Genomic DNA, 26,668 nt, shown 5'->3' with positions numbered 1-26,668 from the left:
TTTGAGGACGTTGAGATATGAAGAGCTTAAGATTCAACCAGCTAGAACTCCTGTCCAGTTCGAAAGAATTAGGGGGGCGGTTCGAGTTTCAGCCGAGATTGAATCTAATAACCGGCGTAGATAATGACGTTGGAAAATCGTCACTAGTTAAATCAATTCTTTGGGTTCTCGGCTGTGAGCCATCGTTCGATGATGATTGGATATCGATCGACTGTAAAGGAATTGTAGACTTTACTGTTGACGATATTCGTTATTCTGTAGCGCGGTACAAAGATCAACTATATTTGAAAAAAGGTGATGGCGAATACAAAAAATATACACGAGTAACAGGCGAGTATTCAGATGTATTTTCCGAGATTGTGCGATTTAACGCATTGCTGCCGGCGCGTCCAAAAGAAGGAGAGGTGCCTCGGCTAGAAACGCCACCACCTGCATACTATTTCTTGCCGTACTATTTGGATCAAAAGAAAACGTGGTCACATCCTTGGGCCGGGTTTAAAAATCTAGGTCAGTACGCAAATTGGCAAAAGACAATCATAAAATATCATGCTGGCTACCTCTCTGACGAACACTTTCAGATAGAAGAGTCTATATATGATGCAAAAGTATTGGAAACTGAAAATAACTTTGAAATAGAACGTATCGATAATGCACTCGCAGTTGTAAATAAATACTTTGTTGAATCTAATGTCGACTTTTCGGATGAGTTCTTTGAGGCGGCGAAGTCGGAAATTGACATAGACTTGGCCGCACTCTGCAATGAGCAAGAATTGTTGCTTCAGAAGCTATCTGAACTTCGAGGTGAGGAACAGTACCTCCTCAACCAGCTTGGATATGCTCGGCATGCTGCAAACGAGATTGAGCTCGATTACATTTTCTCAGTAGAGAATCTAGAAACAGATCACCTCGAGTGTCCAGTCTGTGGCACAGAACATGATAATTCAGTTATTAGTCGTTCAAGCCTGCTGGCTGATGAGCAAAAGCTTAAGTCCCAAGCAGACGATCTGCAGATTGAGTACCGATCTACCCTGACTGCACTTAACGAAACCGAGTCCAGGTTAAATTCTGTTCGACAGGAAATTGACTACATCGAAGGCAAGTATTCAAAAGAAGGTATTGGCCAAGATTATACCAACTTGATAGACACTATTTCGTCGCGACAGGTAAAGCAAAGGGTTAGTGTTGTACTGCATGACAAGCATTCTGATGCTAAAAGGTACTCCAATACCTTAAAAAACCTGAAAGGTCGTCAGAGAAAACTTCTAAACAGGAATGAACGCGAGAAGTTAGATTCGGACTTTACCGAGCTTATGGTCACATACATCAATGACCTTAACGCAACGCGTGTCAACTTATCTAGAATCAACAAACCTACGGACTACAACAAAGTGTATGATAATGGTGGTGCCGCGCATAACTCGCGCGCTGTACTGGCTTATTATTTGGCTTTGTATTCACATATGAGAAAGCATGGCTCATGCGTTAGAGCTCCTCTCATTATCGATACACCAAATCAGCACGAACAGTCAGATATAAACTACGAAAGTATTATCTCCGTTCTAACAGAAGATAAGTTAGGAGATGGTCAAATTTTCCTCTGCGCTATGGACAATCAGGCCCTTAAACCGTTTGCGCAATACGCAAATGTTATTACTCTTGATAAAGAGCAGCTTTTTAGTAAAAGTAGGTTCCACGAAGTCCGGGAGCGGTTTGAATCTGTGTTTTCTTAACCTTGCAACTTGAATTTTAGAGCAGAATATATGGAGAAAATGTCAAGAATTCTTTTGCGGCAATAGTTTGAGGGTCTCGGGGAGTATGATGTGCGGCTCCTAAGAAACGCACTGCTTCGTTCAAAATGTTTGGTCATGTCTGGCTCAGGGTTAAGTAACTAGTAGCCAGACGTCTGAAGCCACTTTAGATCGTGAGCGATGCCATCCAGCCCGGGAAACAAGTGCCTTCGGCTTATCCCGTATTTGTTTAATGTACGCTTTATTTCTCTGCGCGCTTTTCTTCTGATGATAATCCTGAACATTGATTTATGAGAAAATGCATCTTCGGGGTTTGGGTGAACAGTAAATAAGCCGGCTTGGGCCGCAATTCTTGGTGTGACGTGGGGTGGCCGGTACCTTACCACCTTATTTATATCCAGTGGGTTACCTTTGAAATCGCTCACCGTTGAGGCTCCCCAGAATATATATACAGCGCTATCGCCATCATGTTCCTCTTCAACTGCAAAGTATGCAGCAGAGAGGGGATTGTAACTCCAGTCCATGAGTCGTGTGGGCAACCCATGATGTTGAGCCACGGCGAGCCACTCCCAGTCATTTTCCGGTCTGTATGAAATATGAGGTAGTGCTGACTCTTTGAAGAGAGTGAGTAGCTTTTTCTCCATCGACGTATGCTTAGCTCTTGGATTGGCGGGCTTAAATCGACCAACGCTTGGCTTCAACTCATAATCAACGCTTTTGAGTCCTCTGCAGATCGTATTCTGCTTTCCTCTAATAGATTCTATAACTCCATGAAACTCGCTAAATGACTCGACTAAATACTCTTCCATGATGAGGTGTCCAGTATTTCTGACTTTCCCATTGATTTTGCAGTCAATTGTCTGAGCTTTTAGCTCGGCTCCTGGTGCCTATGTGCGCACCAGTGATTAAGGGGGTGCCCCTCGGAAACGACCCCCCCGTTGCTTTTTGCGCACATGGCACACCTTCATTTATTAAAGGAGCCATGACCAATGACTATACATTCTAAACCGAATACTTCTTCTGGCAACGAACCTAACCTGATCAAGTCAGGCAATGGGAAGTACCAACTGTCCGAGCCTGCCTCACTCGATGATGTGTACAACCTGATGTTGCAGCTTCTGGAAGAGAAGTACCTGAGACCAGATACTCTCTCTTCCCCGAATGCAGTCAGGAGATACCTTCAGGTCAAGCTGGCCAACCGTGACCACGAAGTCTTCAGTGTTGTCTTTCTGGACAGCCAGCATCGGGTGCTGCACTACGAAGAGATGTTCAGAGGCACCATTGATGGAGCCGCTGTCTATCCCAGAGAAGTAGTTAAACGGTGTCTGCAGATCAATGCCGCTGCAGTGATCTTTTCTCATCCTCATCCATCTGGCGTACCTGAACCGAGTACAGCCGATATCCGCATCACTCAAAGACTGACCGAGGCATTGAGGTTAGTCGATATCCGTGTGGTCGATCATATCGTGATTGGAGGCACGGATTCTGTTTCCTTCGCTGAGAGAGGACTCCTGTAAGACTGTTCGCTCCCTCCTCTATTAGCCCCATCTCCAAGTAGTACTCAACACAATCTGATCACTTTTTCGGCACAGCGTCGGGCTGAGGCCTGCCTGTGCCTGATTACTTTACGAGGAATCAAAGATGACTATCCAATCCACAGTACACGAGAAGATTACCAATCAGATCATTTCAGCAATGGAGAACTCCAGAGATTTCCAGTTGCCCTGGAATGCTCCCGATCTGGGTTTACCGTCCAATGCGTATACACGCAGTACCTACAACGGCATCAATATCCTGTCTCTATGGGCCAGTGCTCTGGACAAGGGCTATTTGTCTAATAGGTGGGCGACATACAAGCAGTGGCATGCGATGGGAGCACAGGTCCGCAAGGGCCAGAAGGCTTCTCCTGTTGTGATCTACAAGCCATTGCCGGAAGCAGAGGTGAATTCAAGCACTGACAGCATTTCCGGTGACAATCCCAGACTCAAGGTTCTCATCAGGACGGCTTCTGTATTCAACGCTGATCAAGTCACTGGGCTGGATGACTTGCTGGAAACCCCAGTCCCGGAGATTACTAATCCCGTTGATCCGTTGCACGGTGTGGATCATTTCATATCCACTACCTGCGCCGATATCAGAACTGGAGGAGCCAGTGCCTACTACTCCCCGAAGAATGACTACATTGCCATTCCCGATCCGGAGAGCTTCATTGGGACGGATACCAGTAGCCCCACAGAAAGCTACTACAGCACGTTGCTGCATGAGCTGACTCACTGGACCGGGAATGAGAAACGCTGCAATAGGGATCTCTCGGGACGCTTCGGAAATGAGGCCTATGCGATGGAGGAACTAATAGCGGAGCTGGGTGCAGCTTTTCTATGTGCACAGCTCAATATCAGTCCTGCTCCCCGGCAAGACCATGCTGATTACCTGGCCAACTGGATCAAAGTTCTGAGCAACGATGTAAAGGCGGTCTTCTGGGCCTCGGCCAGAGCCTCTGAAGCCGTGGCCTACCTCAATGACCTTCAGGATAACTCTACGGCACAACCTCTCCGGAATGTGCCAATCCCCAACCCCGGTAGTAATCAACCAGGCACAATCTGATCAGTTGTCTCCGTGGCACTCCGCAATGGAACCACTTCAGTCAATAGCTGGCTGAACAGGCAAGTCATTCCTGACGAGCCCTGTAATTCCTGCAGGTTTCTCATAACCCGTTAACACCGGGAAGCCAGCTACTGCCTTCAGCGGTGACGGTGAAGGTCAAAAGCCTTCCGTCTTCCCTATCTCTTCGATTCAACCCCCTACGGCCTCCTGTGGATGGAGGCAGTCATTACCGACGACCAACCAATGAGGATCAAATCATGACCTTTTTCAAATTCCGTCGTAAAAGGAACGTCCGTGTCATCAAACCGCGCTCTAGAATGGACCGGATCTGGACCATGCTTAGCTGGGCCTGCAAGATCGGATTCCTGGTCTGGCTTTACGTCCACTTATCCGAGATACTGATTACTGCGATTCTTGCTCTGGGAGTGTGGTACGTTCTTCTGCCGCTTCTGAGAAAGAACAGGCGGGGTGTCAGAACCCGTTAATTGCAGGTGCGTTTTCAGGTGTCAGATCCGTTATATCGGATTCGAACCTTAATAAAAAAATAATATGACGGTATATTTGTCGGTATTACCAGTAGTCGAATTACACTAAAACCTTAGAAAACAAGATGATAGGACTGCTATTCGAGTCCTCTCACACGACCATTTATCCATCGGTGCATTCCGGTCACATAGGTTGCACTTTATTCCGAGGACATGGGTAACACTTTTGGAGCAAAGTGGTTCACACCCACTGGCTCCACCCTGTTCTCGGTCTGGTCAAAAAAGCCTAGATCATAATCCATAAAACTGACAAGCCAGATCTCGTCAGCGATCTCTCTAATCCCTACATACTGGCCCGCAAACACGGTACTGAAGTTCACTTTGCGGCTGCCTATGCATATCCGCCCACACTGGGTGACCCGGATCGTACGGTCATGAAACGGGTACTCAGGCGGTTCCGGGTGGAAGTATTCCCGGGCTGAGGGTGTATACACTTCAGCAGGATACCGGCCTTCAAGCGCCTGGTGGGGTCGGTCGTTGTTGTAACCCTCTATGAAGTCATCAAAGCGCGCTTGCTGCTGCAAGAAGTTATAACTGGGCGGCTTGGTGGCCTCATTCTTGAGGGTCAGGTGCATACGCTCATGTCGGCCGTTCTCCTGGGGGTTGCCCGGTTTGATCCGTTCGATACCGATTCCCAGGCGTAGCCACCAGACCGAGAGCCGGCTCAGGCCAAACAGGGCATGGGGACTGGAGAACGGCACGCCATTGTCAGAGCGAATAGCAGCTGGCAAACCGAACTCCTTAAATACCCGCTCAAATACCGGGAATGCGCCGCTTTCCTTGGTGGATTCCAGGCTCTCACAGGCCAGCAGATAGCGCGAGCGCTGGTCGGTGATTGTCAGGGGATAGCAGTACTGTTTGTTGCCCAGCAGGAACTGGCCCTTGTAGTCAGTACACCACAGGGCATTGGGGCTCAGGGCGATGCTGAGGCTTGTGCCCTGGGCTTTGTGGCGCCTGCGCTTGCGGCGTTTGACCAGTCCGTGTCGATCGAGAATCGCATGGATGGTGCTGGGAGCCGGCGGCTGGATCACCGGGAACTCCTTGATCAACTTGTCCCGGATCTTGGGAGCGCCCCAGGTTTTATGTTCCCGTTTGATTTTCAGGATTGCTTTTTCCACCTGAAAAGGCGTTTTGTTCGGGTGCCGGTAGGGGCTGCGGGCCCTGTCCTCCAGCCCTTGAATACCGGTGTCTTTGTAACGATTGAATATCTTGTACCCGGTTTTGCGGGAGATCCCGAACTCCCGGCACATGACGGCCATTTTCTCGCCATCCAACAGGCGGGCCACAAATCTGAGACGCTCATCCATATGATTACACTCTTTCCAGGGCATCTGAGGCTCCCCCCAAATGCCTAATTGTGTAACCTATGTGCCCGGAATAAAGTGGCACCTATGTGTCGGGAAGCTCAATCGGTGCATTCCGGTCACATAGGTTGCACTTTATTCCGAGGACATGGGTAACACTTTTGGAGCAAAGGGGTTCACACCCACTGGCTCCACCCTGTTCTCGGTTTGGTCAAAAAAGCCTGGATCATATTCCAGGAAGCTGGGGTCCGGCTTCCCGGTCAGGCAAACCTTCTCAGCAATCTCCCTAATCCCCACATGTCGGCCTGCAAAAACCGTGCTTTCTACTATCGCCTGATCGAGGTAATGAGTTTACGCTCCAGGCCAACGACAGCGCGCGCCCAGAACCGGACATGCGCCATTACGGGGCGCATCTGCTGCGCGAACGCTGTCAGTAAATTTTACAACCCGCCTGTGCTGCGCATTGAGGATTTGCGCTAACTTCATGGTTTAATGGAATAAAGACCAGGTTGGCGCGAGTATTGCGAACACCCCTGGCATTCAGAAAATTGAGGTAAACAGATGTCTTTGAAGGTTCTCATTCGTAATGCGGCTGTTGGTGTTTTGATGTTTGGGGGGGTTGCTGCGGCAACTCAGGCTAACCTGATCACTAACGGCACATTCGATACTGATTTGAGCGGCTGGACTATCAATGTACTAAGCGGGACTTCCGGCGTTACTTTTGATAACGGCACAGCACACGTAGGGCGCCCCGGCACACCAGGAACGGTTCAGTTCAACCAGGGGTTTAAACTGCCAACCACGAGTACAGCGGTCGAAATTGCGTTCGATTATCAGTGGCAAATCAACAAACCGCAGCAGACAGACTTTTTCTCCGTCTTTTTTGGCTACTTTCAGCTCGGGAATGGGTTCGTAAGTAGCCTACTTGTTGGTGAGAGCAGCGAAGTCGCTGATTTCGGTAATACCATAAGCTTCAAGAGTACGGTCCTCGTTTCCGATGTTGATTTCAGTGGTGGATTCAACAATGCCCAAATTGATTTTTTTCTGCAAGAAACCAACCCGTCAGCCGGAACCCGGGTCCAACTGGATAACGTTTCGGTAAACGTGGTGCCGGCGCCAGCGACCCTGGCTCTCATCGGTCTCGGTTTGGCAGGTCTTGGCTGGTCGCGGCGTAAGTCGGCTTAACTGGAGTACCTGCTGAAAAAGCCTGCCCAGTGCAGGCTTTTTTATGCCTGTAATTTCCGGTTGGCGGTGAAGGGTAGGAAAATAATCCAGGAAACTGACAAGCCAGGTGACCGAAACCAATATCTATTGGCTAGGGGGTCGCTATCTGAAAGTCAGGATGTAGATTACGCCAGTGTTCTTTCAGTTGTGCTTTGTGCCGCGAGTCCATCGGTAATTCGTTGAGGGCATCCGGCCACTGGTCGCGTGCTTTGGCCATGGTTTCCAGCAAGTGAGGCCGGATAGCACGCCAGGGTATATCGGCTTTACCGGCCCAATACTCGAACTGTTCCATTGTCGCTTGATACCAGTCCCGACCCTTGCCCAGGTTCAGCGCGAACTCCTGTTCGTCACCCATGTAGACGCGAGTCGTCACGATATCATAGGCGGGAGAGAGGACTGGTGTAACGGTGTCGGGATAAATCACGCTCCAGTTCTTCAAATGGGCATCGCCATTGGCGAGCAGGATATTCACCAGTAATCTTCGAGCAAATTGCTGCACATCGCCCAGTCCATCCTCAGCGTAGCGATACAGGATTTTTCCGATCTGCTGGTAGTTGGCGGAGCGGTATTTCTCCTGCGGGTATTTCACCAGTATCTGGGCGAAATCCTCCATGTGGATGCGGTTACCCTCATGTCGATCAAAGCGCCGAATGGCGAAGGCATAGTGTTCATTGGGCAGATTGATGGCAGGGAGCTGCTCCAGCTTATCCATCTCGACCAGGCGGATGTCGGGGATGCTGACACCCGCAAGTTGGGCCAGATGCATCGCCGTGTATTCATTCAGAGGAACATGCTTGTGCGTTGTGGAGGGTGTTTTGATGATCCAGTCCCCCAGCGCCCCCGATTCGGCGATCTGGTAGCGTCCATCCTGTTCGCGCATAGAGAACTTCATCTGTACCCCGGCCAGCGAAAACCGCTTCTTCTCTTTCGGCGCGAGAGGTTTCACCGCGTTGGCCCTCGCTGAATCGTTCAGGACGTAATTGGGAACGTCGTCAGGCTCGATACCGGTAGCGATCAGCGCACCGGGCAAGTCCTGACCCAGATAGGTGAAGAGCTCGAATTCATTTTCTGTATGGGTTTTGAGTGCTTGTGCGAGGTACTCTCGCAATGCGCCCTCGGGCAACAGGTTGGAGAGCACCGGATGCAGCTTCTGCTGCCTGACCCAGGGTTTGGCCATGATTTCCTGTGCCGTGGGGAAAGCCGGGTGCGTAATCAGACTAAACGTCGGACGGGCTTCATCGGCGGCAAACTCGGGCGTAAAGGTCAGGATGGTCTGCCCATCCCGATAGCCCGCCAGATAGCCCAGCGTGACCCCGTGGAGAGCCAGTTCCAGTACGCTGACGGTCTCTCCATCAGTCATCGTGATCCCCCAGTAGGCCGCGCCAGGGGTCGTCCTCTGGCGAGGGCTCAATTGTCGAACCTGTTGCGGTCACCCTGAGCTCGCTGCCAATTTTCTTCTTGCCTGCCAGGATATCCGCTATGTCCCGCAGTTTTTCCTGTGGCACCAGCATGACTTCCATTTTCAGGCCCTTGGCGATCAGTTCCAGCGTGTCCAGGCGGGGGTTGCCCTTGGACTCCAGGTATTGGTATTGCTGGCGTGACATCCCCACCCGCAGCTCCATGTCCTCCTGCTTCAGACCGAGGGCCTTGCGTCGTGCTTTCATCTGCTCATGAATCGCGCCCATTTGGCCTCCTTTCAAGCAATAAATTTGTTGCTAAAAATTGATATAGCAAGATATTAGCTGCTTAGATATTAAAAGCAATTTAAGAGTTGCTTGGTGGGAGATTAAGGTCACTCGCTCTTGGAATGCAACTTATAGCTTGCTTTCTTGGGCGAGATCATTTCGTGGTAGTGCTTTCGCCAGCCCGGATTGCTTATTGCTGATTTCCCAATCCTGCTCATAGATGCTATGGGATATCGATTTCCAAATTCACAAAAAACACCGCTGTCTCAGCGGGGAACGGCTTTTCTGTAGACGTCCATGAAGTGGGCCTTTGATGCTATGAGGGTTCATTTACGGATGTGTCAGTGAAGAGACATGAACGTTATCAACCCACTCAAGAATCACATTGAGAACACGATGGCGCTAAGCGCACAGTTGTGCGTCGTGATGCTTAAAGATAAGTACATCGATATCGAGCGCGCCTACCAGCCCACCCGCAACGGCGCCGGCCCACGTAGAATCGCGCCCCTCGGTACGGCGTCCTGTGGGTGGAGCAGGTGCAGGCCCGGCAGGCGTTCCAGAATGACGTCCAGCGCCACGGCGAGCTGTCGGCGCGCCAGGTGCATGCCCGGGCACAGGCGTGGCCCCGGCCCGAAGCTGAGCAGCTTCTTGCTGCTGTCCCTGTGCATATCGAACACGTCGGGTTGCTCGAACACCGCTGGGTCGCGGTTGGCTGCCGCGATGGCGAACAGACAGAATGTGGCAGGAGGAATCTCCGTGCCGTGGAATTCGATGGGGTGGGGTGCCGATAGCCGCGGCAGCACCGCCACCGGCGTTTCCCAGCGCAGCAGCTCTTCGATGGCGCCGGTGCGCAGCCCTGGTTCGGTCAGTAACGCCTGCCAGCGTGCCGGGTCGGCCAGCAGGGTGTAGACCAGATTGCCCAGCGCATCGGTGGTGGTGGATGCCCCGGCGCTGAACAGCAGGCGAATGTGGGCGAGAATTTCCTCATCGGTGAGTGTGCGCCCCTCCACTTCAGCCAGCACCAGCCCGGAAAGAATGTCCTCTCGAGGCTCCCGTCTGCGCTGCGCCAGAATCGGCAGGAGATACTGGGTAATGTGCTCTGCGCAGGCGCGCGAGCGCATCGGGTCCCGAGGAAACTCGAGGAAGCCCACGGCCCAGTCGCGGAAAACATCCTCCCGGTCGGTGGGGATGCCCAGCATGCGGCTGATGACGGCAAAGGCTACGCGGTGTGTGAACGCCTGGGCGAAATCGGCACTGCGTTGCCCGCCCAGACGGTCGATGAGTTCGTGGGCGATGCGGGCCAGCCCCTCCTGCTCCATGGCTTCCACCACGCGGGACTGAAACGCCGGTGTCGCCAGTCGGCGATACAGCCGGTGTTGCTCCCCCTCCATGGTCTGGAACGTGACGCCCTGCACGGGCTCGATGGTGATGCGGTAGGCATCGGCAGGTGGGAAGCGGGTGTTGTCGCGAAAGGCCTCGGCCAGTGCCGCGTGGCTGCTGATCAGGAACGCGGGTTGACCGCCGAACAGTGCAGGGCTCAGGGGGCCCCGTTCCCGTGCATCGCGCAAGGCGGTGTGCAGCGCATCTCCGGGAAGGTCCTCATGGGCAAAATCATGGATGCTGGCTGCGGTCATACCGAATCCTCCCCGCTGGGCGGTGCGTGTCACAGTAGCAGCGTTCCCCGCCGTCGGCCATATGACGGTGTATCATGGGGAAATCAGTCACAAGGCCGCCGCCGGGACGTTTTATGTTTATCGCGCAATACATCTTCGATTTCGCCGCACGCACACCGTCCGCACCCGCCATCATCCACAACGACCACGCGATTTCCTATTACGCGTTTGCCGGAGCCATTGCCCGGGCGGCCGGTGAGCTCGCTGGAGTCCTTCCGCAGTCCAGGGGGACGGTTGCGGTGATGGTGCACAACCTGGCCGACTGTTGGGTGGCGACTCTGGCGCTGCAGGCGCAGGGGTATACGACGATCTGTGTTGCGTCGCTGGAGGTGCTGGCGTCGCTGGAGATCACGCCTCTGCTGGGCGTTGTGGTGTGTGGCGAAAAAACGGGCACGGTGGAGCCCTGTGAGCTGGCGCCCGTGCTGACCCTTGGCAAGCCCGTATTTGACGACGCGCTCGCTTTCGAAGCCCCACCGCTGGCGGAGGACGTTGACGACTGTGGGCATATCCTCTTCACCTCGGGAACATCAGGCAAGTACAAGAAGGTGTTTGTGCCCGCGCGCGTGCAACGCGAATCAGACAGGGAGCGCTGTGATTTCCAGGCCTATGACAGCAGCACGCGGTACCACGCCTTGGGCTTCGGCCTGTGGACGGGTAACGGCTACAAGGCGCCCTCCTCGGTGTGGCATGTTGGCGGCACAGCCATTCTGGATCAGCGCAGTGACTGGGTAGAGCCCTTTGTACGCAGCGGCGTTACGCGGGCAACACTGCTCCCGGACATGGCCTTGCGGCTGAGCGAGTGCGAGAGTCTGGCGCAGATGGCGATCCAAACGGGCGCCCGCCCGATTCTCTATATGAGCGGCGGTTTCGTATCAGCCAGGGTCGTTGGCACTTTGCGTGAGCACTTCGATGTGTTCAATTCCTACGGTTGCACGGAAGTGGGCCTCGGGGTTCTCTGGCATGACTACGCCCTGCCGGCGGATCTCAGCTGGATGGTCTCGACCGGGGCCCGGGTGGTCGAAGTGGAAAATGCATCGGGGCAGGTGTGTGCGGTCAACGAGGAGGGTCGATTGCGCATCAAGCTGACCGGGCTGGATGCCAGTGGCTACATGGATGACCCGGAGGCCACCCGCGCGGCGTTCCGCGAGGGCTATTTCTACCCGGGTGACCAGGCCATACAGCGCGAAGACGGCGCATTCCGCATTCTGGGCCGCACTGCCGATGTGGTGATCCTCGCCGGGCAGAAACTCGCGGTGGCGCCCATTGAGGCGAACCTGCAGAACGTTCTGCAGGTGAATTACGTGTGCCTGTTTGCAGGTGTCACGGCATCGGGTGAGCCGGAAGTGGTGATTGCCATGGAGGCGGCCGAGCTGCCCAGCCGCGACCGGCTGGACCACGTCGGGCAGGAGTTCTCCCAGTGGGGTGAGGTGCGCTTCGCACTGCTGGACACCTTTCCTCGCACCCAGTCCGGCACCAGCAAGATAGACCGCAAACGACTGAAATCGCTGCTTTTTCCAGCGTAACGCCAGTCGTCGGCAGCAGCAGCGGCCGGTGCCCTCGGCGATCAATTCGGCTCCCGCCCTACACATCCTGACCGCGCCCCACTAGACTGGGCATGTTTACATTCCGGTCCCCGCCCTCACTGCCCGAGCACGCCGTGGCAGGTGGCGTGGCGCCGGAGTGGCCCACCCGATACAAGGAGATCCACACGCGTGGCCTACGACCTCACCGGCAAGATCAAGCTCATCCAGGAACCCCAGACCTTCAACAGCGGCTTTACCAAGCGCGAAATGGTGGTGACGGTGGAGGACGGCAAATACCCCCAGGACATCAGCCTGGAGTTCGTGCAGGACAAGATCAGCCTGCTTGAGGGGCTGCAGCCCGGCCAGGAAGTCACGGTGACGTTTGACATCCGCGGTCGGGAGTACAACGGGCGGTATTTCAACAACCTGCAAGGGTGGAAAATCAGCGCCGCAGGTGCAGCAGCGTCAGCGCCGCCGCCCGCCACTGAGTCTGCCGGGTTTCCCCAGCAGGCGGGTGATCCCGGCTACAGCGATGACGACATTCCGTTCTGACCGGCGCATGATAGCGGGGTGCCGCCTCCGGGGAGAATAACAGTATGCGCACCGACACCCAGTCCGCCGTTGAGCGGGTTTATCCGGAGATCGATTTCGCGACTGACCCATTGCCGGACTTCCACCAGCGCATGGCTGCCCTGCGTGATGCCGGGCGTCGCGTGGTGCCCGTCAATTATCTCGGCGCAACGGCCTGGATCATCCTGCGCCACGAGGACGTGTCGGCACTGTACCGCAATGAGTCTGGTGTGCCCGCTGCGCCGGCCTATCGCCGGCACTCGGAACCCGCCCAGGGCAAAACCCTGTTGTGTATGGAAGGGGATGAACATCGGGTTAACCGATTGCTGGTTTCGGGCGCCTTTCACCCGGGCGCCATTCGCCGCCGTATAGACACCCTGCTGCGGCCGCTCGCGGATGAGTTGATCGACAGTCTTCGGGGTTGTTCCGGGGTGGATCTGGTGTCCGCCTACACCCACCGTTACCCGTTCAAGGTGATTACCGGCTTGCTCGGCATTCCGGTGGAAGATGAGCCCGAGCTGCACCAGTGGCTTGATGGTCTGTTCCAGTTCCCGTGGAACCCGTCACTAGCGCTGGAGGCCCGGGCGGCGATCACGGACTACCTGGCGCCGATTGTGCAGCAGCGCCGCGCGCAGCCGCGGGACGACCTGCTCTCCCTGCTGGCGGCCGCTGACGTGGAGGGCAAGCGCTTGTCGGATGAGGAGATTTTCTCCTTCGTGCGGCTGATTTTCCCCGCCGGAGCGGATACCACCTACCTGTCACTGGGAAGCCTGCTCTGGGCGGTGTTGCGGGATGAGGCCTTGCGCGCGAGCTTGTTGGCCGACCCCGCCCTGCATGCGGCCGCAGTGGATGAGGGTTTGCGGCTGTATGGAGCGGTGTGCCTGCAGCCGCGCTATACGGAGCGGCAAATCACCGTGGCAGGCGTCACCATACCGGCCGATTCGGCGCTGCTCTACGGCAATGCCACGGCGAATCGCGACCCGGCGGTGTTTGCCGATGCCGACACCTTCCGGCTGGACCGCGGCGCGCACCACAAGTCCGTCACGTTTGGTGGAGGCCCGCATTTCTGCCTGGGTTCACACCTGGCACGCGCGGAGATCGAAGTGTCGCTGGGCGCCCTGCTGGGCCGCCTGTCGGGGCTGCGCCTGGCAGATCCGGCCCAGCCCGGACCGCAGGGCGCGGTGTTGCGGGGCGTCAGGGAGCTGCCGGTGCGGTTCGATGCGGTCCTGCCGGCGGGATGATACTCAGGCGGACTGCGGCGGCATGTAGTTGGCCGCCCACACTACGGTGTCGCTGCCACTGGCGTAGTCGGTGATGAGGGCAGAGCGCACGTTGAAGGTGCTGGCGCTGATCAGCCACTCGCCGTCAATGCGGCGGTATTCATCCTCGTAGAAGCCGCCGAGTTGCACGGTGGTCTTGTCCTGTGTGTTGATGCTGTGGAAACGCAGCCCCACCCGCGCGCGCGCGGTGTCGGCCCCGGTAATCTCGACCAGCATGTTCTCCGCGTGGTGCATGTCGACGATGTGCTCGTGACAGCCCAGGGCGACAAACACTGCAACAAAGTCCTCGCGGTTGGCGAACTGCCCGATATGGCCGAAATTGATGTTCACCGGGCCAGGCGCGAAACAGGCTGTCACCTGCTCGGGTGATTTGTCGTCACAGGCATTCAGGTAGCGGTATTTGAGTTCGCGAATGGCCTGCTTGTCCAACAGGGTCTGCAGTGCGTCCTGCGCATCGGCGCTGTCGACAGCCATGGTGTGCTCCTCCGGGTAACTATGCGCTGCAGCTTACCGCAGGCGCCCGCCGCTGTAAGTCCCCTCAGCCGTCGACCGCAACTTTTGACGGTGCTCCGGCAATTTCCTGAACCAGTCTCGGCAACAGGTAGCCGGGCAGCCGCGCGGCCATCTCGCGGTGCAGGCTGCGAGCCTGGTCCGCAGGCACGTCGAAATGCGCCGCGCCGCTCACCCGGTCGAGCAGGTGCAGGTAGTAAGGCAGTGCACCAGCCGCAAACAGACGCTCGCTCAGTGCGACCTGGGCATCGACTGAATCGTTGATGCCGGCCAGCAGTACCGTCTGATTGAGCAGTGTGATGTCGGCCCCGCGTACCTTGCGGAAGGCCGCTGCGACCCCGGTATCGATTTCATGGGCGTGGTTGGTGTGGACCACCAGGGTACTTTGCAGTCGCGGTGGGGTGAGCGCCCGCAACAAGTCGTCCGTTACGCGCTCGGGGATGACCACCGGCAGGCGTGTGTGTACCCGCAGGCGCTGCACGTGAGGGATGCCCGCGACCTGCTGCACCAGTTCGGTGAGTTGCTGGTCGCTGGCCATCAGCGGGTCGCCACCGCTCAGGATGACTTCGCTGATGCTGTCGTCTGCAGCGATGTAGGCCAGTGCCTCGGGCCAGTCATTGCGGCCATTCTGGTTGTCGGCGTAGGGGAAATGCCGGCGAAAGCAGTAACGGCAGTGGATGGCGCAGCTGCCGGTGACAATCAGCAAGACGCGGCCGCGGTATTTGTGAATGATGCCCGGGTGGGGGTTGGCGCGGCCGGTCTCGCCGTTGGGGTCCGCTGTGAAACCCGCCACCTGCTGCATTTCCTGGGCCCCGGCGAGCACCTGCAGCAGCAGCGGGTCGCGCGGGTCTCCTGCCCGCATGCGCGCCACGAAGCCACGCGGCACCCGCAAAGGGAACTGCTGCATGGCCGCAGCGCTCCAGCCGAGGGCGTCCGGCGAGAGCTCCAGCAGTGCGCAGAGCGCTTCCGGCGATGTCACCAGGTCGCGCAACGCGGCGCGCCAGTCAGCTGCGGGCTGGGCTGTCGTGAGCGGTATCAGTGCGGCCATGGTATCCCCTATCCCAGCCTGTCGCGCAGGCTGTAGAACAGCATCCCGGCCACCAGCCCGGGCCAGCGCAGCAATGTGCCGCCGGGAAAGCGCGGCGAGGGCACGCTGGCCATGACGTCAAAGCGCTCGGCGCTGCCGCTGATCACTTCTGCCAGCAGCTTGCCCGCCAGCGTCGCGGTGGGTACGCCGTGCCCGGAGTAGCCGTGGGCGTAAAACACGCCCTGCGACAGCCGACCGAAATCCGGCATGCGGTTGAGCGTGATAGCGAGTGTGCCGCCCCAGCCATAGTCGATGCGGGTGCGCGCCAGTTCCGGGTAAATGCGCAGCATGTACTTGCGCACGAAACCTTTGATGTCCGCCGGGAAGCGGCGGCTGTAGGACTCGCCACCGCCGAACAGCAGGCGGCGGTCGGCGGACAGTTTCCAGTAGTTGACCACAAACAGGGTATCCGACATGGAGCAGTCGTCCCGGATCAGCTGTTGCGCCAGCGTCTCGGGCAGGGGCTCGGTGGCCAGCATGTAGTTGTTGATGGGCATGATGCGCCCCGCGGCGCGGGGCTCCAGATGCTCAAGGTAGCCGTTGCAGGCCAGCACCAGGTAGTTGCAGTCCACGCGCCCCTCGTCAGTGGACACCGCCACCCTGCCGTCCTCCCGGTAATGCGTCACGCGGCTGCCCTCATGCAGCACAGCGCCCAGGTCCCGCGCAGCGCGCGCCAGGCCCAGGGCATAGTTGAGGGGGTGCAGGTGCCGGGCCCCGCTGTCGAAGGTGGCGCCGTGAAAACCCTGGCCGGAGGTCATCTGGGCCAGTTCATCGGCCTCCACGTAGCGGATGTCGTCGTAGCCGTACACCCGGTTGAGGTGGTCGACATCGGCGGCGAGTTCGCTGGCATCGCCGCGTTTGGATGCCACGTGCAGGTTGCCGCTGCGCAGGTCGCAGTCGATGTCGTGCTCGGCAATCAGGTCGCAGACGGTTTCCACCGCTTCCAGGCCCAGCTGCCACAGGGCCTGTGCCTGCTCCAGCCCCACCCACTTCTCCAGCTGCTCCTGGCCGGCGCGTTGCCCGGTACCCACGTGCCCGCCGTTGCGCCCGGACGCACCCCAGCCGACGCGATTGGCCTCCAGCAGTATCACGCTGTAGCCACGCTGGCGCAGGTGGATGGCCGCTGACAGCCCGGTATATCCCCCGCCCACGATGCACACGTCCGCTGCAGCGGCGCCGCGCAGCGGAGGGAAGGACAGGCTCTGGTTGGCCGTGGCGGCGTACCAGGAGTCAACGTGGGCTTCGGGTTGCATGCCGCGATTATACGGAATCCTGGGCCAAAAGCCGCATTTTGCCGGTGGTCTGACCCTTGCGGCGCTGCGGGCACTGCTGCAAACTCAGGTCGTTCTCCTCCTTGGATTCTGTATGAACACCGACACCCGGGCCATTCACGAGTGGCTCAAGCAGCACAAGATATCGGAAGTGGAGTGTCTGGTGCCCGACATGACGGGTAACGCGCGGGGCAAGTTCATTCCCGCGCACCAGTTCCTGAGCATGGGTAACCCCAAGCTGCCGGAAAGCATCATGATCCAGACGGTCACCGGTGAGTACTCAGATGACCACTGGGATTTTGTCGAGCCGACCGACGCGGACATGATCCTCAAGCCGGATCCGGCGACACTGCGGGTTGTACCCTGGGCCAGGGAACCCACGGCGCAGATCATCCACGACTGCTACAAGCGCTCCGGCGAGCGCCACCCGCTGTCCACGCGCAACGTGTTGCGCCATATCCTGGACCTGTATGCCGCCGAGGGCCTGCAGCCCGTTGTGGCGCCCGAGGTGGAGTTCTACCTGGTGGCGAAGAACACGGACCCGGACTACGAACTGCTGCCACCGAAAGGGCGTTCGGGGCGCCGGGAGTCTGCGCGCCTGTCCTACAGCATTGACGCGGTGACCGAGTTCGAAGACTTCGTCGAGGACATGTACGACTACGCCGACGAACAGAAGCTTCAGGTGGATACGCTGATTCACGAAAACGGCGCGGCGCAGATGGAGATCAACTTCCTGCATGGCGATGCCATGGCGCTGGCCGACCAGGTGTTTGTCTTCAAGCGCACCGTGCGCGAGACCGCGCACAAGCACGGCATGTACGCGACCTTCATGGCCAAGCCCATGCAGCGCGAACCGGGCAGTGCGATGCACATCCACCAGAGCGTGGTGCGCGCGGGGTCGGGCGAAAATATCTTTGTGGACGCGAACGGCCAGCACACCCCCGCCTTCCTGTCCTACATTGCGGGCTTGCAACGCTACACGCCGGAGCTGATCAGTCTCTATGCGCCGAACGTGAACTCCTACCGCCGCCTGGCGCCGGAGATTGCCGCCCCGATCAACCTCAACTGGGGCATGGACAACCGCACCACCGCCTTCCGCGTGCCCTGGGGCCCGCCGGAGTCAACCCGTGTGGAAAACCGCTTTCCCGGCGCCGACGCCAACCCCTACCTGGCAATTGCGGCCACGCTGGCCAGCGGCTACCTCGGCATGAAACAGGGCCTTAGCCCGACTGAGCCGCACCAGGGTACGGCCAATGAGGACGACGTGGCGGTCGCGCGCACCCTGGAGGAGGGGCTGCGCAACCTGCACAACACGCCGGAGCTGCAGGACATGTTTGGCGATCTGTTCCTGCGTGCCTATGCAGCGGTGAAGCTGGACGAGTTCGAGGAGTTCAACCGGGTTATCAGTTCCTGGGAACGCGAGCACCTGTTGCTGCAGGTGTGACGCCGGTCAGCGGGTGGCCTGTCAGAGCTTTTCTTCCAGACCGATGTGCTCAATGCGCGGATAGGGCCGCCAGGTAAAAACCTGCTGGTGGTTGCAGATCATGCAGCGGTGGTCAATCTCGCCGGTTTTCGGGTCCATGTCACCACAGGCAGCCATCATGCCCTTGCCGCAGGCATCACACACGTAATTGACTTCTATCGGCCGGACTTCGCGTTTCAATTCTGGCATGACCCAGCAACCCTCCTGTGAATGTGCGCCTATGCGAGTTCGACCGCCAGTGTACCTGATTCCCGGCCCAGCACCACGCCCCGCAGCCAGCTGCCGCCGTCCGCGTCACGCAGGATATCGCCCACGCCGCCGGGGTGCCTTATGCGCAGTGTGCAGGGTGCCGGAGGGCGGTGCTCTGGCGGCAGGGTCATCGCCGAGAGGGCCTGCTGCACCGCGTCCGCGGCAAAGTCGAAGTGCGCCAGTGTGTCCTGTTCCCGGCCGACTCGCGGGCACAGGGCGCGATCCAGTGCCAGCACCTGCAGTGCACCCTGCGGGTCCTGCCCGTGCGCTTTGCAGTGTGCAGCAATCACTGTCGCAAGCGCCGTGTAGAGGCGCTCGGGTGCCGCGAGGGCGGCCAGGTAGATGGCGTTGCGCTGTTCGTAGATGACCATGCGGTCGCTGTGGTCCAGCGCACCCAATGCGGCCTGAAAGGTGTCGATGATGGCCCGCAGGCACTCGCGCAGCAGCGGCGACACCGGTACCTCGCCCTGCAGTGCCAGCAGGCGTGTAGTCAGCGGCATGATGTAGCCATGTACCAGCAGGATGTGGGCACTGATCAGGAAGTAACCCTCTTCCCCTTCGTCGCGCGAAAAGGTGTGGCAGCCCACCACGTATTCACCCTTGGCCTTGCCGTAGCCGGCGACGGGAATGGCTTCGATGCGGTACTCCTCGCGGCGCGCATAGAATTCCGTGCCCGGCAGCAGGGTGTAGCCGAAGATGTTGATGTTGGGAAAGGTGGCCAGCAGGGTGTCGAGATTGCGTTCGAAGTCCGCGAGGTTATCGCCCGGCAAGCCCCAGATCAGCTCTGCGGCGATGGGTACGCCTTGTTCGGACATCTGCCGCGCAATGGGCTCGTATTCGTTGGCGCTCATGTTCTGCCGGTTGCTCAGGCGCAGCGCTTCCGGCGTGAGAGTCTGCAGGGCGAGCTGGTAGTGTGGCAGCAGCTGGTTGCGGTTCAGCAGCAGAGCGATTTCCTGCACCTGGCGGCTGTGTTTCTTCGACCAAGAGGTGGCGAAGCTGCGCGGCAGCCCGGTGCGTTCCTTGAGTTCGACAATCATCTGCGCCTTTGCCAGGTCCTGCTTCAGGGCGCCGAAGTTGGAGTCGGCCAGCCAGATGTTGGCAATGCCGGCGGCAACGATTTTCTCCCAGTCATCGCGTATGCGCTGCAACGACCACTGGTACATCTTGCTGCCGATGGCTCCGGTGCCCCACTCGCAGAAGGCACATTTGAACGGGCAGCCGCGGCTGGTCTCATAGGCGATGGCCGCGTAGCGCGGGCTGCCGTCCGGATGGGTCAGTTCCAGCACGTCCAGCGGGGACGGGAACGCATCCAGTTCCCGGCAGCGCTCCCGGGCACGGGTGCGCAGCAGCTTGCCGTCCTGTAGAAACGCCAGGCCATCGATCTGCTGCCAGTGCGCCCGACTTTCGCTGTCCAGAAATTGCTGGAAGGTGACCTCAGCCTCTCCGAGAAACACCACGTCCAGCGCTTCCTCGCCGACGTAATCCTCCGCCTGCTGTACGTGCGGGCCGCCGGCAATCAGGGTCAGTTCCGGCGCCAGCTGCCGCAGCCGGTGGGCCAGCGCCAGAAACTCAGCCGCATTCCAGGTGTAGACGCTGAAGCCCAGCACGGGGCGCAGCCCCGCCGCAACCGCCTCACGCACCAGCGCCGGGCCGGTAGCGGACCACGCCTCAAACCAGTGCTCGATGTCGTCAGCCTGCTGGAAGTGGACCAGTTCGATACGGGTGTCGGCGCTGCGGGCGCCGTAGCGCCGGTAGTAGGATGACAGGGCGGCGGTTGTGGTGGGGGGTGCGTTGAATTGCTCTGAGTCCATACTCAGAAGCCAGACCGGGCGCTGCACGTGGCGTGCTCCAACAAGAGTGACGCTGCAATGTAGCGAATTGCGCCGGTTTTGCCCAGAATTTCAGGTAGCGCCGAAAGGCGGGCGCGCGGTGGCGCCCGCAGTGCGTTGCTAGAAGTCGCCCAGTTCCAGGTCGTAGTAGCCCAGCTCTTCGCGCAGGCGACGCTGTTCCAGACGCTGTTCGGCGCGACGGCGCTTTTCCGCCAGGCGCTGCTTCTCGGTGGAAACCGGAATCACGTCGTCGAAATCGTCATCGCTCATATCCAGCAGCGCCGGCTCGAAAATATCGTCCAGGCCATCGTTGTTGGACTGCTCTTGGGTACGCTCAGTCATAAATCACCTCCAGATGATTTACAGCTTCAATTTCGGCGCAATATCACTCAGCACTTTTGGCGAGTAAATCAAAATTTTGTGGCATTTATAACAAAAATCTGCGCCGTGTGAAGCAGGCGCAGCGCGTATTTTTAAAGATTGGTGGCCCGTGCCCATCCCGGGCATTCCCTGTACGCGAGGCTACGTCCCTGTAGTCTGTCTTCCCTGACCAACGGTTAACGGGCCACCCTGCAGACAGTTTGCAAAGCCCGTGCCACTGCGCACAGGGCGTCGCAGCGGGGGCTGTAGTGCGCGCCCTGCCGTTCAGGGGGATGTCGGACGTGTCCGTCAACGTCCGTGGTCAGTTCGCAGGCTGGTCCTGGGTGATGCGCTGCAGAATGTGCAGGGCGGTTTGCTGTGGATCACCGTCTCCGCTGGCAATGATGTGGGTGGCGTAGCGCTCATAGAGCGGCGTGCGTTCCCGGAATACGTCGGCAAAACTGTGCGCGCTGTCGCTGGCGATACCCCGTGGCGGTGCAGCGGCTACCCGGCGGCTCAGCGTTTCCAGGTCCACCTGCAGATAGACCACCGGTCCCGCCGCGCGCAGGCGCTGCATGGTGGCGGGGCTGTAGACCACGCTGCCGCCGGTGGCGATCACACTGTTCTCCAGCGGGGTGCTGAGCAATACCGCTTCCTCCAGCGCGCGCAGTGCCAGGTGCCCCTGCGTGTCCACGATGTCCTGCAGGGTAGCGCCGGCGCGGCGCTGGATGCCCAGGTCGGTGTCGTTGAAATCCAGCCCGGCGAGCTTGGCAAGCAGCACGCCAACCGTGCTCTTGCCCGCGCCGGGCATGCCGATCAGGCTGATGGTGCGGGGCGTGGTGGGACTGTTCTGCACGGGTCCGGGTCCTGACTGCTCTTTGCGCACATTATCCGGCCGCCGGGGCCGGTTGCAAAGCGGCCTCTGCTCCTCGCTGCGCCGCAGGCCGGCTGCATGGCCTGCCGCGCAGCACGCTGTTGCGCCCCTGCGGGTCACTGGTTAGAGTGCGGGCTTACCCACCGGACGACTGACTCAAGGCCTCCCCATGACACTGCAGCACACTCCGCTCGACGCTCTGCACCGGGAACTGGGTGCCCGTATGGTGCCGTTTGCCGGCTACGACATGCCGGTGCAGTACCCCGACGGGATTATTCGTGAACACCAGCATACGCGGCAGGCAGCCGGCCTGTTCGATGTGTCGCACATGGGCCAGCTGGTGTTGCGCGGTGCCGGCAGTGCCGAGCTTCTGGAAACGCTGGTGCCTGCCGACGTGGTCGGCCTTGGTGAGCACTGCCAGACTTATGCCCTGTTCACCAACGCAACCGGCGGCGTGCTGGACGACCTGATCATCACGCGCTGGTCGGCGGATACCTTTTTCCTCGTGGTCAACGCCGCCTGCAAGGTCGAGGACATTGCCCACCTGCGGGCACACCTCTCCGGGCAGACCCTGGAGGTGCTTGAACAGCAGGCCCTGCTCGCCCTCCAGGGCCCGGGGGCGCGCGAGGTGATGCGTCGCCTGTGTCCCGAGGTGGATACACTGACCTTTATGCACGGTCAGGCGGCCACGCTGGACGGAGTTGAGGCCTATATCACCTGTTCCGGGTATACCGGCGAAGACGGCTTTGAAATTTCCGTGCCTGCCGCCAGCGCCGAGGCGCTGGCCCGTCGATTACTCGCCGAGCCCGAGGTGGCACCGGTGGGTCTGGGCGCGCGGGACTCCCTGCGGCTGGAGGCCGGTCTCTGCCTCTACGGCCACGAGCTGAACCCGGATATCGATCCCGTACAGGCCGGCCTGCTCTGGTCGATCGGCAAGGCGCGGCGCCCGGGCGGCGCGCGCGAAGGCGGATTCCCGGGTGCGCAGCAGATATTCCATCGGATGGTGAACAAGCCGCCACTGCGTCGGGTGGGTTTGCGGGTAGAGGGCAAGCGTCCCGTGCGCGAAGGCCAGGCAGTGCTGGATGAGCAGGGCAAGCCCGTGGGCGAGGTCTGCTCGGCGGGTTTTGGTGCCACGGCTGGCGGACCGATCGCCATGGCCTATGTACAGCGCTCGCTGGGAGAGCCGGGCACGCGACTCGCGGTGGATGTTCGCGGCAAGGCGCTGCCGGTGACCGTCGCCGCCATGCCCTTCGTACCCCAGCGCTACTTCCGCGGTTAGGTGCTGCTCAGTGCGCCCAATCCCGCGGGGCGCGAAACTGCTGTGACAGGTAATCCATCTGGTCTGCCAGCACCCGTTCGCGGCTGAGGAAGTGCCACTCCCAGGTATTGGGCCTGAAGGGGACGGCGAGCAGCGGCATCCCGGCTTCCTCCGGGGTGCGATTGTCCTTGGCCCAGTTACAGCGGCGACAGGCCGCGACCACGTTCTCCCAGCGGTCGTCCCCGCCGCGTGATGTGGGCAGCACATGATCCCGGGTCAGCTCGGCCCGGGGAAACTGCTGGCCGCAGTACAGGCAGCGGTGCTCGTCGCGACGAAACAGTGTGCGGTTGCACAGGGGCAGGCTGAAACCGGGCCGTACCCGACCCTGGAGCGCGATGATGGGTTGCAGGCGGATGGCGGAGCGCAGACCGGTGAGCCGCTGGATACCGCCGAACATGGGCGGCAGGGGTTCGCCGATGCCGTAGACAACGTCACCGCGTGCGTACGCAGACACCGCCTCCTGTGCGCTGAGCCAACCGCGTGGTTGGCCCGCGACGTCCAGTTTCAGGATGTTTTGCATGGGTCGCCACTCCGCGGAGTTCCCCTAACGCTACTCAAGATGCGTGACATTTACAATCGTGCAGAATGCCGCCGCCGGTGTGCGCCTAGTGCGCGGTCCAGTGCCCCTCCACCAGTACCTCGCCTGCAGATAGAACCCGGCCCAGAAAGCGATCACCAGGACGGACTTCGCCCACCCCGGCGGGGGTTCCTGTCATGACCAGGTCGCCGTCTTCCAGCGTCAGAAAGCCTGACAGGTTGCGCAGGATCTGCGCCGGCGGGTAGAGCATCATGTCCACGGTGCCAGCCTGACGCAGTTCGTCGTTCACATACAGTTCCAGGGCCAGTGCGTCCAGTGGGGTGTCCAGTGCGACAAAGTCGCTACAGAGGGCGGCGCCATCAAAGGATTTGGCGCGCTCCCACGGCAGGCCCTTGGCCTTCAGCTGTGTTTGCAGCGCCCGCAGGGTGAGATCCAGCCCGAACCCGACGGCGTTGAAGGCGCCGTTTTCCCACAGCAGTACGATCTCCCCCTCGTAGTGCACGGGCTCACCGCGCGCGGCGTGCAGCGTGTTCCCCAGCGCCGAGTTGGGCTTGATGAACACCACCATATCGTCGGGCATCTCATTGCCCAGTTCACTCACGTGGGCTGCGTAGTTGCGGCCGATACAAACGATTTTTGAAGGCTGCAGAAGGCGTTGATCGACGCGGATGCTGTGCACGGGGAGGGTCCTTGCGGTGGGGCCGTTGAGTGACGTCATGGTCTCGCTGCCGGGCGACTTTGGCAAGGGGCGGTCCGGCCAGGATCGGCCCGGCCAGGATCGGCCCGGGCAGGTGCGGGGATTGCGAGTTTCAATTGGCAGCTTGGCGACAGTCTGCTGCGGTAAAACGCGCTACGCTCCCCGGCTGTTCCATCCGATGCTGAATAAACAGGGGATAAACGTGATGGCGAAGATGACGATTGCGCCCGCAACGCCGGCCGACTACCGGCGGCTGGCGGAAAAGCGGCTGCCCCGCTTTTTGTTTGACTATATCGACGGCGGCAGCGGCACCGAGCAGACACTGGCGGCCAATTGCCGCGACTTTGACCACATCCTGCTGCGGCAGCGGGTGATGCGTAATGTCGACAACGTGGATACTACAGCGGACCTCCTGGGTCGCAGCGCTTCGATGCCACTGATGCTGGCGCCCGTGGGTATGGCGGGTATGTTTGCCCGGCGCGGCGAGGCGCTGGCTGCGAGTGCGGCCCGCAAGGCGGGCATTCCCTTCACCCTCTCCACGGTGGGAATTTGCCCACTTGCGGAACTGAACGGACCCGGCAAGGAGCCCGTGTGGTTTCAGCTGTACATGCTGCGTGACCGCAGTGCCGTGGAATCCCTGTTGGCCAGCGCGCGGGAGAGCGGTTGCGACACATTGCTTTTCACCGTGGATCTGGCAGTGCCCGGCATGCGCCACCGCGACACCCGCAGTGGCATGGTGGGTGCCAAACCCCTGCCCATGGCGCTTGCCAAGGCGTGGCAACTGGGCACCCGCCCGCGCTGGGTCGTGGATGTGGGGCTTCGGGGCAAGCCGCACACGATTGGCAACCTGTCGCACCTGGTCCCGGATCCCACGGACCTCAACGCCTATAAACAGTGGATTGAGTCCCAGTTCGATCCCACGGTGACCTGGGATGATATCGCCTGGTTGCGCAGCCTGTGGCCGGGCAAACTGGTGATCAAGGGCGTAATGGAGCCCGAGGATGCAGAGGCTGCGGTGGCCGCTGGTGCCGATGGCGTCATCGTGTCCAATCACGGCGGACGCCAGCTCGACAGCGTTGCCTCCTCCATCAGCAAGCTGCCGGAAGTACTGCGTGCCGTGCAGGGCCGGGCCCAGGTATTCCTGGATGGCGGTGTCCGCAGTGGTCAGGATGTGGTCAAGGCCGTGGCCCTCGGGGCCGATGGTGTGCTGATGGGTCGGCCCTGGGTCTGGGCACTGGCCGGCGCCGGTGAGGCGGGTCTCTCCGACCTGCTGGAAACCCTGCGGCGGGAAATGCAGGTCGCCATGGCCCTGATGGGTGTCAGCCGCCTGGATGAACTGCACCCCGACCTGTTGGAGGCCCGGCCCGCCTGAACCGGCGCCACGCGCCCGGCAGCAGGCGCATGGTGTAAACTCGCGGATTTGTCGGCTCCGGGTGCGGACGCAGCGCAAGCCGGGCAACGGGAACGCGGGCGATGACTGAGTGGATGGAGTGGGCACCGCTGGTGCTGACTATGGTGGGCACCGGCGTGTTGGCCGGCGTCATGGCCGGCCTCCTGGGCGTGGGGGGTGGCATTGTCATTGTCCCGGTGCTGGACACCGCGCTGGGCGCGTTGGCGGTCGATCCGGCAATCCGCATGCATATCGCCGTTGCCACATCGCTGGCGACCATTGTGCTGACGTCGCTATCCTCTGCGCGGGCGCACCACCGGCGCGGCGCGGTGGACTTCCAGCTTGCCCGCAGCTGGGGGCCGTTGATCTTCTGCGGCGCGGTATTCGGCGCCTGGCTCGCTTCACGTCTGCACGGCAACGTGCTGGCACTGGTGTTTGGTGGCGTGGCGATTCTGCTGGGCCTGCGCATGCTGCTCTTCGGTGGCCGCAATCCCGCGCCCGGGCGCGAACTGTCCCCGGGCGGATTGGCGCGACTTTTTCCACTGGGTATCGGCGGCCTGTCGAGCATGATGGGTATCGGCGGCGGGACCTTCAGCGTGCCGGTACTGACCCTGCTCGGTCACAGCATACACCGCGCGGTGGGCACCTCCGCCCTGTTTGGTTTACTGATCAGCCTGCCCGGCGCCCTGGCCTATGTGGCAACGGGTTGGGGTGACGACCGCCTGCCGGCCGGAAGCCTGGGGTTTGTCAGCCTGCCTGGCCTCGCCTGCATCGCGCCCATGACCGTTTTGGCAGCGCCGCTGGGGGCACGTCTGGCCCACCGCCTCTCTGCGCGCCAGCTCAATTTTGCCTTTGGCGTGTTTCTGGTGCTGGTCGCCAGCCGCATGCTCTATCGGGCCCTGTAGC

Annotated in this window: 25 protein-coding genes; 11 read left to right on the top strand and 14 right to left on the bottom strand. The window is 59.6% G+C overall.

Features of this window, described 5'->3' with window-relative positions:
- Positions 1-17: 17 nt before the first annotated feature.
- Positions 18-1,730 carry a hypothetical protein gene (locus AACZ17_RS13390; protein ID WP_290741995.1) on the top strand — a complete coding sequence of 571 codons (1,713 nt, stop codon included), beginning with the start codon at positions 18-20 and terminating at the stop codon, positions 1,728-1,730.
- A 158-nt stretch (positions 1,731-1,888) separates the two neighbouring features.
- Here AACZ17_RS13390 and AACZ17_RS13385 read toward each other — a convergent pair whose 3' ends face one another.
- On the bottom strand, positions 1,889-2,557 hold the full coding sequence (locus AACZ17_RS13385) for an FRG domain-containing protein (RefSeq protein WP_290741992.1): 669 nt from the start codon (positions 2,555-2,557) through the stop codon (positions 1,889-1,891).
- Positions 2,558-2,737: 180 nt separating this feature from the next.
- Between AACZ17_RS13385 and radC the strand changes: the two genes are divergently transcribed.
- Both radC and AACZ17_RS13375 read left to right on the top strand, forming a co-directional pair.
- Positions 2,738-3,265 (top strand): DNA repair protein RadC, encoded by a 528-nt coding sequence (gene radC, locus AACZ17_RS13380; protein ID WP_290741988.1) that lies wholly within the window; start codon positions 2,738-2,740, stop codon positions 3,263-3,265.
- Between the two features lie 124 nt (positions 3,266-3,389).
- A complete protein-coding gene (locus tag AACZ17_RS13375; RefSeq protein ID WP_290741985.1) occupies positions 3,390-4,352 on the top strand; it encodes a zincin-like metallopeptidase domain-containing protein in 963 nt (320 codons plus the stop codon).
- Between the two features lie 685 nt (positions 4,353-5,037).
- Here AACZ17_RS13375 and AACZ17_RS13370 read toward each other — a convergent pair.
- Positions 5,038-6,204, bottom strand: a complete 1,167-nt coding sequence (locus AACZ17_RS13370; RefSeq protein WP_290741982.1) for an IS481 family transposase — start codon at positions 6,202-6,204, stop codon at positions 5,038-5,040.
- 558 nt (positions 6,205-6,762) lie between these two features.
- On the opposite strand from AACZ17_RS13370, the gene AACZ17_RS13365 reads away from it, so the two are divergent.
- Positions 6,763-7,386 (top strand): PEP-CTERM sorting domain-containing protein, encoded by a 624-nt coding sequence (locus AACZ17_RS13365; protein ID WP_290741979.1) that lies wholly within the window; start codon positions 6,763-6,765, stop codon positions 7,384-7,386.
- A 130-nt stretch (positions 7,387-7,516) separates the two neighbouring features.
- Here the strand turns inward: AACZ17_RS13365 and AACZ17_RS13360 are convergent, their stop codons facing one another.
- From AACZ17_RS13360 to AACZ17_RS13350, 3 genes are all read right to left on the bottom strand, one after another.
- A complete protein-coding gene (locus tag AACZ17_RS13360; protein WP_290741976.1) occupies positions 7,517-8,785 on the bottom strand; it encodes a type II toxin-antitoxin system HipA family toxin in 1,269 nt (422 codons plus the stop codon).
- Positions 8,778-9,110, bottom strand: a complete 333-nt coding sequence (locus AACZ17_RS13355; protein ID WP_290741974.1) for a helix-turn-helix transcriptional regulator — start codon at positions 9,108-9,110, stop codon at positions 8,778-8,780. The genes AACZ17_RS13360 and AACZ17_RS13355 overlap by 8 nt, the downstream gene beginning before the upstream one ends.
- A 461-nt stretch (positions 9,111-9,571) precedes the next feature.
- A complete protein-coding gene (locus AACZ17_RS13350) occupies positions 9,572-10,744 on the bottom strand; it encodes a cytochrome P450 (protein ID WP_290741972.1) in 1,173 nt (390 codons plus the stop codon).
- 113 nt (positions 10,745-10,857) lie between these two features.
- Between AACZ17_RS13350 and AACZ17_RS13345 the strand changes: the two genes are divergently transcribed.
- The 3 genes from AACZ17_RS13345 to AACZ17_RS13335 all read left to right on the top strand — a co-directional run bounded on the left by AACZ17_RS13345 (position 10,858) and on the right by AACZ17_RS13335 (position 14,117).
- The gene (locus AACZ17_RS13345) at positions 10,858-12,306 is read left to right on the top strand and encodes a class I adenylate-forming enzyme family protein (RefSeq protein ID WP_290741970.1); all 1,449 of its coding nucleotides are present in this window, start codon (positions 10,858-10,860) and stop codon (positions 12,304-12,306) included.
- A 189-nt stretch (positions 12,307-12,495) separates the two neighbouring features.
- A complete protein-coding gene (locus tag AACZ17_RS13340; protein ID WP_290741968.1) occupies positions 12,496-12,858 on the top strand; it encodes a DUF3127 domain-containing protein in 363 nt (120 codons plus the stop codon).
- 44 nt (positions 12,859-12,902) lie between these two features.
- Entirely contained in the window at positions 12,903-14,117 is a 1,215-nt protein-coding gene (locus tag AACZ17_RS13335; protein WP_290741966.1) for a cytochrome P450, read from the top strand.
- A gap of 3 nt (positions 14,118-14,120) precedes the next feature.
- Here the strand turns inward: AACZ17_RS13335 and AACZ17_RS13330 are convergent, their stop codons facing one another.
- The 3 genes from AACZ17_RS13330 to AACZ17_RS13320 all read right to left on the bottom strand — a co-directional run bounded on the left by AACZ17_RS13330 (position 14,121) and on the right by AACZ17_RS13320 (position 17,006).
- Positions 14,121-14,630 (bottom strand): nuclear transport factor 2 family protein, encoded by a 510-nt coding sequence (locus tag AACZ17_RS13330; protein ID WP_290741964.1) that lies wholly within the window; start codon positions 14,628-14,630, stop codon positions 14,121-14,123.
- A 64-nt stretch (positions 14,631-14,694) separates the two neighbouring features.
- On the bottom strand, positions 14,695-15,714 hold the full coding sequence (epmB, locus tag AACZ17_RS13325) for an EF-P beta-lysylation protein EpmB (RefSeq protein ID WP_290741962.1): 1,020 nt from the start codon (positions 15,712-15,714) through the stop codon (positions 14,695-14,697).
- Between the two features lie 8 nt (positions 15,715-15,722).
- Positions 15,723-17,006, bottom strand: coding sequence for an FAD-binding oxidoreductase (locus AACZ17_RS13320; protein WP_290741960.1), 1,284 nt, complete (start codon positions 17,004-17,006; stop codon positions 15,723-15,725).
- 112 nt (positions 17,007-17,118) lie between these two features.
- On the opposite strand from AACZ17_RS13320, the gene AACZ17_RS13315 reads away from it, so the two are divergent.
- Complete coding sequence (locus tag AACZ17_RS13315; RefSeq protein ID WP_290741958.1) at positions 17,119-18,468, top strand: glutamine synthetase family protein; 1,350 nt, start codon at positions 17,119-17,121, stop codon at positions 18,466-18,468.
- Between the two features lie 21 nt (positions 18,469-18,489).
- Here the strand turns inward: AACZ17_RS13315 and AACZ17_RS13310 are convergent, their stop codons facing one another.
- The 4 genes from AACZ17_RS13310 to AACZ17_RS13295 all read right to left on the bottom strand — a co-directional run bounded on the left by AACZ17_RS13310 (position 18,490) and on the right by AACZ17_RS13295 (position 21,801).
- Complete coding sequence (locus AACZ17_RS13310; protein WP_290741956.1) at positions 18,490-18,696, bottom strand: type II citrate synthase; 207 nt, start codon at positions 18,694-18,696, stop codon at positions 18,490-18,492.
- A 29-nt stretch (positions 18,697-18,725) separates the two neighbouring features.
- Positions 18,726-20,567 carry a cobalamin-dependent protein gene (locus tag AACZ17_RS13305; protein WP_290741954.1) on the bottom strand — a complete coding sequence of 614 codons (1,842 nt, stop codon included), beginning with the start codon at positions 20,565-20,567 and terminating at the stop codon, positions 18,726-18,728.
- Positions 20,568-20,705: 138 nt separating this feature from the next.
- Positions 20,706-20,927, bottom strand: a complete 222-nt coding sequence (locus AACZ17_RS13300) for a hypothetical protein (RefSeq protein ID WP_290741952.1) — start codon at positions 20,925-20,927, stop codon at positions 20,706-20,708.
- Positions 20,928-21,267: 340 nt separating this feature from the next.
- Positions 21,268-21,801, bottom strand: a complete 534-nt coding sequence (locus AACZ17_RS13295; RefSeq protein ID WP_290741950.1) for a shikimate kinase — start codon at positions 21,799-21,801, stop codon at positions 21,268-21,270.
- A gap of 187 nt (positions 21,802-21,988) precedes the next feature.
- On the opposite strand from AACZ17_RS13295, the gene gcvT reads away from it, so the two are divergent.
- Positions 21,989-23,098, top strand: a complete 1,110-nt coding sequence (gene gcvT / locus AACZ17_RS13290; protein ID WP_290741948.1) for a glycine cleavage system aminomethyltransferase GcvT — start codon at positions 21,989-21,991, stop codon at positions 23,096-23,098.
- Between the two features lie 7 nt (positions 23,099-23,105).
- On the opposite strand, the gene AACZ17_RS13285 is transcribed toward gcvT, so the two are convergent.
- Together AACZ17_RS13285 and AACZ17_RS13280 are read right to left on the bottom strand one after the other, a co-directional pair.
- Positions 23,106-23,657 (bottom strand): HNH endonuclease, encoded by a 552-nt coding sequence (locus AACZ17_RS13285; RefSeq protein WP_290741946.1) that lies wholly within the window; start codon positions 23,655-23,657, stop codon positions 23,106-23,108.
- Between the two features lie 85 nt (positions 23,658-23,742).
- Complete coding sequence (locus tag AACZ17_RS13280; RefSeq protein WP_290741944.1) at positions 23,743-24,354, bottom strand: fumarylacetoacetate hydrolase family protein; 612 nt, start codon at positions 24,352-24,354, stop codon at positions 23,743-23,745.
- Positions 24,355-24,577: 223 nt separating this feature from the next.
- Here AACZ17_RS13280 and AACZ17_RS13275 point away from each other — a divergent pair, with 223 nt between their 5' ends.
- Together AACZ17_RS13275 and AACZ17_RS13270 are read left to right on the top strand one after the other, a co-directional pair.
- Positions 24,578-25,744: an L-lactate dehydrogenase gene (locus AACZ17_RS13275; protein WP_290741942.1), complete on the top strand. Its 1,167-nt coding sequence runs from the start codon at positions 24,578-24,580 to the stop codon at positions 25,742-25,744.
- 101 nt (positions 25,745-25,845) lie between these two features.
- The gene (locus AACZ17_RS13270; RefSeq protein ID WP_290741940.1) at positions 25,846-26,667 is read left to right on the top strand and encodes a sulfite exporter TauE/SafE family protein; all 822 of its coding nucleotides are present in this window, start codon (positions 25,846-25,848) and stop codon (positions 26,665-26,667) included.
- The last annotated feature ends 1 nt before the right edge of the window (position 26,668 follow it).

It is taken from the genome of uncultured Haliea sp., assembly GCF_963973825.1.
In the GTDB taxonomy this organism is placed as follows: domain Bacteria; phylum Pseudomonadota; class Gammaproteobacteria; order Pseudomonadales; family Halieaceae; genus Haliea.
This window is presented reverse-complemented; position numbering and strand designations above follow the sequence as displayed.

Coding starts and splice junctions, on each gene's coding strand:
- AACZ17_RS13330 (WP_290741964.1), bottom strand. CDS start 14,630: ATGGCTGTCGACAGCGCCGATGCGCAGGACGCACTGCAGACCCTGTTG.
- AACZ17_RS13320 (WP_290741960.1), bottom strand. CDS start 17,006: ATGCAACCCGAAGCCCACGTTGACTCCTGGTACGCCGCCACGGCCAAC.
- AACZ17_RS13345 (WP_290741970.1), top strand. CDS start 10,858: ATGTTTATCGCGCAATACATCTTCGATTTCGCCGCACGCACACCGTCC.
- AACZ17_RS13370 (WP_290741982.1), bottom strand. CDS start 6,204: ATGGATGAGCGTCTCAGATTTGTGGCCCGCCTGTTGGATGGCGAGAAA.
- AACZ17_RS13355 (WP_290741974.1), bottom strand. CDS start 9,110: ATGGGCGCGATTCATGAGCAGATGAAAGCACGACGCAAGGCCCTCGGT.
- AACZ17_RS13360 (WP_290741976.1), bottom strand. CDS start 8,785: ATGACTGATGGAGAGACCGTCAGCGTACTGGAACTGGCTCTCCACGGG.
- epmB (WP_290741962.1), bottom strand. CDS start 15,714: ATGGCCGCACTGATACCGCTCACGACAGCCCAGCCCGCAGCTGACTGG.
- AACZ17_RS13270 (WP_290741940.1), top strand. CDS start 25,846: ATGACTGAGTGGATGGAGTGGGCACCGCTGGTGCTGACTATGGTGGGC.
- AACZ17_RS13285 (WP_290741946.1), bottom strand. CDS start 23,657: ATGCAAAACATCCTGAAACTGGACGTCGCGGGCCAACCACGCGGTTGG.
- AACZ17_RS13305 (WP_290741954.1), bottom strand. CDS start 20,567: ATGGACTCAGAGCAATTCAACGCACCCCCCACCACAACCGCCGCCCTG.
- AACZ17_RS13385 (WP_290741992.1), bottom strand. CDS start 2,557: ATGGAAGAGTATTTAGTCGAGTCATTTAGCGAGTTTCATGGAGTTATA.
- AACZ17_RS13350 (WP_290741972.1), bottom strand. CDS start 10,744: ATGACCGCAGCCAGCATCCATGATTTTGCCCATGAGGACCTTCCCGGA.
- gcvT (WP_290741948.1), top strand. CDS start 21,989: ATGACACTGCAGCACACTCCGCTCGACGCTCTGCACCGGGAACTGGGT.
- AACZ17_RS13375 (WP_290741985.1), top strand. CDS start 3,390: ATGACTATCCAATCCACAGTACACGAGAAGATTACCAATCAGATCATT.
- AACZ17_RS13365 (WP_290741979.1), top strand. CDS start 6,763: ATGTCTTTGAAGGTTCTCATTCGTAATGCGGCTGTTGGTGTTTTGATG.
- AACZ17_RS13300 (WP_290741952.1), bottom strand. CDS start 20,927: ATGACTGAGCGTACCCAAGAGCAGTCCAACAACGATGGCCTGGACGAT.
- AACZ17_RS13310 (WP_290741956.1), bottom strand. CDS start 18,696: ATGCCAGAATTGAAACGCGAAGTCCGGCCGATAGAAGTCAATTACGTG.
- AACZ17_RS13390 (WP_290741995.1), top strand. CDS start 18: ATGAAGAGCTTAAGATTCAACCAGCTAGAACTCCTGTCCAGTTCGAAA.
- radC (WP_290741988.1), top strand. CDS start 2,738: ATGACTATACATTCTAAACCGAATACTTCTTCTGGCAACGAACCTAAC.
- AACZ17_RS13275 (WP_290741942.1), top strand. CDS start 24,578: ATGGCGAAGATGACGATTGCGCCCGCAACGCCGGCCGACTACCGGCGG.
- AACZ17_RS13335 (WP_290741966.1), top strand. CDS start 12,903: ATGCGCACCGACACCCAGTCCGCCGTTGAGCGGGTTTATCCGGAGATC.
- AACZ17_RS13315 (WP_290741958.1), top strand. CDS start 17,119: ATGAACACCGACACCCGGGCCATTCACGAGTGGCTCAAGCAGCACAAG.